The 7,736-nt window shown below is 46.2% G+C and carries 6 protein-coding genes; 2 read left to right on the top strand and 4 right to left on the bottom strand.

What is annotated here, in order from left to right; translation table 11 throughout:
- Positions 1-279: 279 nt before the first annotated feature.
- Complete coding sequence (locus H595_RS22085) at positions 280-1,314, bottom strand: glycoside-pentoside-hexuronide (GPH):cation symporter (protein WP_240474876.1); 1,035 nt, start codon at positions 1,312-1,314, stop codon at positions 280-282.
- A gap of 66 nt (positions 1,315-1,380) precedes the next feature.
- Positions 1,381-1,893: a gluconokinase gene (locus H595_RS0110925; protein WP_027671260.1), complete on the bottom strand. Its 513-nt coding sequence runs from the start codon at positions 1,891-1,893 to the stop codon at positions 1,381-1,383.
- 130 nt (positions 1,894-2,023) lie between these two features.
- On the opposite strand from H595_RS0110925, the gene H595_RS0110920 reads away from it, so the two are divergent.
- A complete protein-coding gene (locus tag H595_RS0110920) occupies positions 2,024-3,025 on the top strand; it encodes a LacI family DNA-binding transcriptional regulator (protein WP_027671259.1) in 1,002 nt (333 codons plus the stop codon).
- A 37-nt stretch (positions 3,026-3,062) separates the two neighbouring features.
- Here H595_RS0110920 and H595_RS23465 read toward each other — a convergent pair whose 3' ends face one another.
- Both H595_RS23465 and miaE read right to left on the bottom strand, forming a co-directional pair.
- Positions 3,063-4,778, bottom strand: coding sequence for an esterase/lipase family protein (locus H595_RS23465; RefSeq protein WP_051219836.1), 1,716 nt, complete (start codon positions 4,776-4,778; stop codon positions 3,063-3,065).
- Between the two features lie 211 nt (positions 4,779-4,989).
- Positions 4,990-5,631: a tRNA isopentenyl-2-thiomethyl-A-37 hydroxylase MiaE gene (miaE, locus tag H595_RS22075; protein WP_420876335.1), complete on the bottom strand. Its 642-nt coding sequence runs from the start codon at positions 5,629-5,631 to the stop codon at positions 4,990-4,992.
- Positions 5,632-5,949: 318 nt separating this feature from the next.
- Between miaE and H595_RS0110905 the strand changes: the two genes are divergently transcribed.
- Positions 5,950-7,536 (top strand): hypothetical protein, encoded by a 1,587-nt coding sequence (locus tag H595_RS0110905; protein WP_027671258.1) that lies wholly within the window; start codon positions 5,950-5,952, stop codon positions 7,534-7,536.
- The last annotated feature ends 200 nt before the right edge of the window (positions 7,537-7,736 follow it).

Raw genomic sequence — 7,736 nt, 5'->3', positions numbered from 1 at the left:
CACGGCTTGATAACTCCGCTGACTCGTCACAGCCTCACTTTAACGGCTGCTTTGCATGGACTTCGGTGGCGTTACAAACCTCGTCAGTCAGATTGTGCTTATCGAAGCGATACCAACCTTCAGGGACACGTATCCCCTGTGGCCTAACTAATTCTCTGTGTACGCTTCACCTATCTTGTTCGTCAGTAAAAAAAATACTGGCTCCGCCATAGGCGCAACACTCGATACGGGTGGTCAGTTACACCTTACCCGACAGGGACTTACACCCTGCAAGATGCATCAAGCTTTGCTTGACGCACTAACGCCCACCGCATCTGCCGGCACAAAGTACAAACTTATAGAAAGCAAGCCTGCCAGGGACATCAGTAAAACCATCAGGCGTTTTTTATCAATAAAGCGTGTCATCAACGGTGTGACGGCAGCGCCCAATGCTAATGCAAGCATGTAAGAAGATAAAAACTCGCCGACTAAATCCGGCCGCATTACATAATATTTAAAGTAGTAGACCCCGCTACCGGCGCGCATGGTAATGGTCACCATAATGATCAGCGCCAGCGCAAACAGCACCAACCAGGGTTTGTTATTTTTTAAGTCGGTTAAATCCTGCCGCACCGCATTAGGCTGCAGGCTCAGTGGCGCGATACGCTCTTTAGTAGTAAGAAAAGTAATGAAAAACATCAGCGCAGCGGCAATACCAAATACCAGCATCGTCAGCTGCCAGCCCAGCACATCATCGCCCTGCCCCAGCAGCGGCACTAATTTGGGTGTTAAATAGGTTACCAGTATGCCGCCACTAAAACCGCCAATAAAACGATAACTTATCAGCGTAGTGCGCTGTTGGCTGTCATTAGTTATTACGCCGGACAGCGCCGAGTAAGGAATATTAATCGCGGTATACACCAGCATCAACAAAGTATAGGTGCCATAGGCCCACACCAGTTTACCGGTTTCGCCTAAATCCGGTGTGCTGTAGGTCAGTACACCGGCGCCGGCCAGCGGCAGCGCCAGACATAACAAATAAGGCCGGAACTTACCAAAACGGCTGCGGGTACGATCAGCAATTGCGCCCATTAACGGGTCGGTAAAAGCATCCACTATTTTGGTTACCAGCATCATAGTTCCAGCCGCTGCGGCTGAGATACCAAAAACGTCGGTGTAATAAATCAGTAAAAAGGCAGAAATATTCGCCCAGTAAAAATTAAAGCCCATATCCCCCAGGCCATAGCCGATTTTTTCGCGCAGCCGCACCGCTGTTGTGCTTTGCTGTGCTTTGCCGCCTGGCGCTGCTGTGATGTGTCTTACCGGAACTGTCATACCCTGTTATCCATTGTTATGCCATCAGCTCTGCGGCTGAATATGATAGCGCAATCAAATGTAGCGTTACGCTGCTAAAAATTGTGTTATCTGCTGCACCAGTTGCGGTACCGGCAAAGCAATATCAAGCAGGGTGACGTCGGTTTCATCGTCACAGCTTTGCATGGTCAATAACTGGCTTTGCAGCATAGCCGGTGCCATAAAATGGTTTTGCCGCTGTGCCAAACGCTTTGCCAACAACACCGCATTGCCGTGCAAATAAAAGAAATGGATGTTATCGGCGCTGCTGCGGATTTGCTGCCGGTGACGTGCAATTAAGCCAGAGTAACTTAACACACAAGGCGTGTGTGCTGCTTTGCAGACACTAAGCTCGTTGCACAAAGCCTGCACCCAGCTGTCGCGCAAACTATCGGCCAATGGAATGCCACTGGCCATCATGTGTTTTGCTTTAGGGCTGTGAAAATCATCACCTTCAATAAAGCGCCAACCCAGTTGCTGCGCCAGTAAATGCCCCACTGTGGACTTTCCACTGCCGGCCACGCCCATAATTACAACTGTTCGATGTTTCGCAGAGCACATAATAACGCGCCATTGCCTGAGTATGTCATGGTTAGCCTTCAGCTTAAATTAACAGCAATGATTGCGCAACCATTTTGACTCAGTTTGTACAATGCAGTATTGTCGCAGAAAAAAGCAGGTAACCGGATTAATGAGCACAAAACCTAATTTAAAAGACGTTGCTAAAGTAGCCGGGGTTAGTGCCATCACGGTATCGCGGGTGCTGACAGACCCCAGCAGGGTGTCGGAAAAATTACGTAGTAAAGTAGAAAAAGCCATTCATGATATCGGTTATATCCGTAACCATGCCGCCAGTGCACTTGCATCAAAAAAGTCCGGCGTGCTGGCAGTAATTATTCCGTCATTATCCAACATTGTGTTTAACGATGTACTGCAAGGTATTTATCAGGCGGTTAAAGCCAAGAACCTGCAGGTGTTACTGGGCGATTGCCATTACTCGCCGCTGGAAGAAGAAAAACTCATCGCGACTTTGCTGAGCCAGTCACCCGAGGGGATTATTGTTACCGGTGCAGCGCAAACCGATTACGCACGTAAATTGTTACTACAGGCCGATATTCCGGTGATACAAATTATGGAGCTGACCCATCAGCCGATAGATATGAACATTGGCTTTTCGCATTATCAAGCCAGCTACGATATGACTAATCATTTGCTGCAACGTGGCTATCGCGCACCAGCATTTCTCGGTGCCCGGATGGACCCACGCACCCAACAACGGTTGGCTGGCTTTAAACAAGCGATAACCGACTGGCCACAGCCGTGTAGCAGTTATATACACACAACAGTACAACCCTCATCGATAAAGCTTGGCGGTCAGTTATTGCAGGCAGTAATTGCGGAGTCAAACCATCAGTGCGATGCCGTATTTTGCTGTAATGATGATTTAGCCTTAGGTGCGTTATTTGAAAGCAAACGGATGAACTTAAGCGTACCCAAAGATATCGCCATATGCGGCTTTAATGATTTGGAAGCCTCGGCACTGGTGGAGCCGGCTATCACCTCGGTGTCATCACCACGTTCAGAAATGGGCCGCCAGGCGGTAGAAATGTTATTTAGTGCCACAGGTAAAGGCCGCCATGCATTAGCTCCTGTCGATGTGGGTTATAACATTATCGTGCGCAGCTCAACCTGAACGGCTTTATCTTACCGCTTTGCTGTGCCGGCTGTTGCTATGGCAAAGCGGCTGAGGTAAGAATATTTGAAATAAACTCAATCGCCTCTGGCGACTGGTAAGAGTTATGTTCTGACGGCACAACTATTTCAGCCGCCGCAGCCGCCAGATGTGCACTATGGTAGGACACTACACTGTCGTTTAACCCGGGGCACAAGGCAAATGTTGTGCAGCGCGCCGGATCATCGTTGCCGATAACTGAATACACCGGCACCTGCAGCGGCAACTTTGTTAATTGCTGCACCAGCGGATGGCGCGGTGATAACACATCAACACTGTTTGGGCCAAAGCCGCTCATGTAGCCACGCATGGCCGGTTTAATATCGTCTTCGGTCAATGCTTGCCACATTTTACCAAATACGTTTTTCATTGTTTTAGGAAGCGTAATCATGGCTGATGCCAGCCGACCAATCCAACCGTCTGCAGTGGCAGCACCGCGATGCGGCGTATCAATAAACACTACCGTTTTTACATAGGATTTGGCAGTAAAGATAAAAATATCTTCCAAGGTGCTGCGGGTGTTGTCATCGACAGGTAATTCAGCCGCGCCGCGGTAAAAAGTGGTATCCCACAAAGAACTGCCACTGTTTTGTACAAAGGTTTTACTGATAACACCGCCCATACTGTGGCCAACCAATACCATATTATTAGCGGCAGTTGCCTGCAAATCAGGTGAAATATGTTGCAACAATTCATCTGTTAGCTTTCTTAAACGCATCGCATTAAAAAACGGTGGTGGGCCAGATGGGTAAAACGCATGCCACACCTGATACTTTGCTGCCAGATGCGGGTTAGAAAATATCGCCCAGCTTAAGCGACGCCAAATTAACGGGCTGGAATTTAAACCGTGGATCATCAATACAGGAATTTTATCTGCACGTAGAGGTTCAATGGCATAAATACCCAGCTTATCTTCTACCTTATCGGCGTCAAACAGGCCGGTTTTTTCCAGTTGATCAGCTACTGCAGCTTCTAGCAGGCACAAGTAGGCTGATGCCGGATCATAGTTCATTTGATAGCGCTGTTCGGCAAAAGGCCAAAGCTGCTGCTGTTGCATATAAACACCACGCAACGTCAGCACAGGCAGCACTGGATTGCTGAAATCCAACTTTACTGGCATAAAAGTGAGCGGCCGGAAAACCCCTTCAGGCGGGAAATAGCGGTCCACTGCAGTGTTGCTGTTAGCACGCTGTCCAATAACCGCGATACCAATGCCATTGTCCTGCTGACGCAACATAAATCCGTCATAGGGTTGTAAGTCAGCCGCCAGAAACAACTGCTCAAACGTCAGGCCGCTTTCATCCGGATCCAGTTGCAGCTTAAGCTGTAAATTCTGTGCAGTGGTATCGCTGCGCGATATTGCCGCGCGCACTAACGGTATTAAAGCCCGATTGTAGTAGGCTATAGCCTGTGTTTGTTGCGCCTTACTCAGCGGTTGTGCCAACCAGCGCTCAGCGCAGCTTAGTTGTAACAAAAACCGCTGATAACCAGGCGCTTGTTGCGTAGCAAGCTGCAAGCAAAAATCTGCCACCTCTACATCACTAAGCTGGTTTAACGCTATGTAGTGGTATGCCAGCAAACCATTTACTGCTTCAACCGGCGCCGCTACAGGGGTTTTCCAATGAATGTACTTACCCTGACTACATCCCTGCAGGGCAATCAGCGTTAATATAACAACCAGCCAAAGCCGGCTCGGGTGTTCTTGCTGCAGCATCTGTTCTCCTGCAGTAATCTGAAAACATCATTAAATTTGGCTATGCTTAGCACTATAGCACTGTTCTGAAACGGGTTGTGTTACAGGTGAAATTCATTCAAGCATTTTGCTGCTAAACTGGCTGAGTTTGCCAATGCCAGCTGCGAGCTGCGTATTAACAAAGCGGGCGCAACCAAGCTATAGTAGCGAAGTACGGCGTTATCTTGTGATGTTATTGCGGCACGCCACTATGAAACTTAAAATCGGCATCTGGCGTAGTAATTAGCTCCGCTTCTATTACACCAAAAAAAGCCACACGCTCACTAATGTCAGCTTGGGCGATTTGTTGTGCTAAGGACAAGTAATCCTGATAATGTCGTGCTTCTGAACGTAATAATGAGATATAAAAATCTGCAATGCGTTGGGGTAAGAAAGGCGCTAGTTTGGCAAAACGTTCACAAGAGCGGGCTTCAATATAAGCCCCGCAAATCAGTTTATCGATCATCGCTTCAGGTTCATAGGTACGAACATGTCTTAACAGGCCTTTTGCATAGCGGCTGGAAGTGATTTTTTCATACACTATACCTTGCTCGGCCATCACTTCGAGCACCTGATAAAAGTGATGCAGCTCTTCTTTAATCAACAGCACCATCTTATCTATCAGATCCTGCGCATACTGTGAGCTGGCTTTTGGCAGCATGGATTTTTTTAAACTTAATCCCGCTAAAGCTTGCCAATCGCCAACCTGACGATAGGTAAAATCTTCATACGGCTTTAACCATTGCAATAAGGCATCAGCACTTTGCTCATCAATAGCATAACGGCGAATAAGATACATGGCGGACTGCGCAGCTTTTAATTCGCATAATGACAATATGTGCAGTTATTAATTAGATAGAAATTAATACGATTGCTCTATCGATACAATTAATTTCCTGTTCAAAAGCCTTATACAATGAGGAAGGATTTAACAAAAATGATGTTAAATGAATATATAAATCATTTTCTTATTCTTTTTTGGAATATAAAGAATTCACCACAAAAAACAGATAACTTATTTATTTTCATTGCCTTATAAAACATAACAACATTTTTGTTCCCGTATTAAATAATATTTCACACTGAAATTTCACCGAGATATCCTTCATTTCGTTTGCAGCAGCAAGCGCTAAACTAAAATCAAGGACTGATTATGAATCTTCTAAGCAATCTGCGTAATTTTTTTACGCGTAACACTCCCTCCCCAAGCAAAGAAAGGCTCCCTGGCGTGCCACCAGACATGTTCGATACAACGGTATGCTCAGTCGCTAATGACCCTAATAACAGTAATCCCTCTTTAACCGATCAATACCAAGTGGATGCTTTAGAAATCAAGCCTGACAAAAAAGTGAAATCTGTTGTTCAGCCGCTGCTCAATCCGATAAATAACCACAAGGAACCTGCTAACCAATTTCAGCTTACTGATGAGGTTTTCCAACTAACAGACCATCTGCAACGTTTACTGGATAGTGTTGATCTTTCAACACCTCCCGGGTTGGCAGGTGCATTTTGCAAAGAATTGGCTCGATTCGAAAAGCGAGTCCTGGTTGCACCACGCATCATCGCAGCATTAAATGCACTGGCATTGATGAGGGCTAACCAGGGCCTTTATGCTGGTATGAAATCGAGCTTCTTCTCGATTGTCGCAGCCCTATCCGCTACAGGAAAGGAAGCTCATCAGGAGTTTCAAGAACTGTTATTTAATGCGCTATCACTGAATGACGTTATCGTACATTCGGTAACTTCAGGAAAGCAGATCCATGAAGCGTTGTGTCAATATGAGACTCCAGTATGCATCTATGATGAATGCCACACCTTGTTCAAGTCTGCCGCAACACAAACAGACTTTGGAGCATTGGATACACTTATGCTAATACTCACAGCTAAATTCGCTAAAGTCCCTTTTAGAACGAGACGTGAGCAGATTGCCGCTCTTCGCTCGCTTGTTAAAGGGCTGAAAAATGAACCTGCTCTTAACCCTGCGGATCAAATTATGCTGGATCGTATGACGCGTTCGATCGAAAAACTGAACAGCAATAACTGGCGTAATCCCTATTTCGCATTTGTTGGCTATTCAACACCGATCAATACTGATTTTATTGTCAATACACAAAATATTGACGCAGGTCTGATGGGGCGTCCACTTTTTATGCGGGTTGCTGAATATCGTGATGCCATCAACGCACACAAAGATCTGGATGGTCCGACAGATATGTTACTGGAGCGCTTTCGGGCATGCCGTGAGAATCAAGGATCTATCACGATTTCGGCAGACGCGAATGACCTAATTAATGAATTCGTTCAGTTTTTTGAAGACAACCGCAATCATCGTCAATTTGGTGCTATCTATGCTCGAGGAACAGAGCATGTCATCCGGGTAAGCTCATTGCTGGCAGCAGAGACTCTGGTAATCACTAAAATAGAAGTCATGTATGCCGCAAAACTGTTTTTGAACAGCCTCGCATCGTTGCAAGCAGTTGCGTCAGGAGCCGACCTGAACTTCCTGTTCCAATCTGCATTGGAGACAATTCAGAAAGCAGCAGCTGGTAAAGATAAACTGCTTACCATCGCTATGCTTGCGAACAAATTAACGTCAAGTAATAAACACATTCGCGGATATCGGGCCCAAGACCCTAAAATTGCGCACAAGATGGTACTGCAAGCGATTGACGAAGGCTTCCTACACTTACAAGGGAAGCACGTTAAGTTGCCGAGGGATCAAGAGCCGACGCGCCAATAGCATACTGAACTTAGCACAGCCTTAATCTGATCGTGAATAAAACAGGCATGACTGTAGAGCAACACCATGTTTCGTTTTGATACAAAATACTGCAATCGGCACAAAACCAATAATTACCCATCCCCTGCTGTAACCTCAGTATTCACTGTAAATTGTGATTAATGAACTTTCCGTAAAATGCGTTTTACAGTGATTACAGT

Origin of the sequence: Rheinheimera baltica DSM 14885, assembly GCF_000425345.1 — a bacterium.
Lineage (GTDB): Bacteria > Pseudomonadota > Gammaproteobacteria > Enterobacterales > Alteromonadaceae > Alishewanella > Alishewanella baltica.
Note: the sequence above shows the minus strand (reverse complement) of the source record. Positions and strands in the feature narration are given on the sequence as shown.

What these genes read in the sequence shown, in the direction of transcription:
- H595_RS22085 (WP_240474876.1), bottom strand. Translation starts at nt 1,314, where the DNA reads ATGACAGTTCCGGTAAGACACATCACAGCAGCGCCAGGCGGCAAAGCA.
- H595_RS0110925 (WP_027671260.1), bottom strand. Translation starts at nt 1,893, where the DNA reads ATGTGCTCTGCGAAACATCGAACAGTTGTAATTATGGGCGTGGCCGGC.
- H595_RS0110920 (WP_027671259.1), top strand. Translation starts at nt 2,024, where the DNA reads ATGAGCACAAAACCTAATTTAAAAGACGTTGCTAAAGTAGCCGGGGTT.
- H595_RS23465 (WP_051219836.1), bottom strand. Translation starts at nt 4,778, where the DNA reads ATGCTGCAGCAAGAACACCCGAGCCGGCTTTGGCTGGTTGTTATATTA.
- H595_RS0110905 (WP_027671258.1), top strand. Translation starts at nt 5,950, where the DNA reads ATGAATCTTCTAAGCAATCTGCGTAATTTTTTTACGCGTAACACTCCC.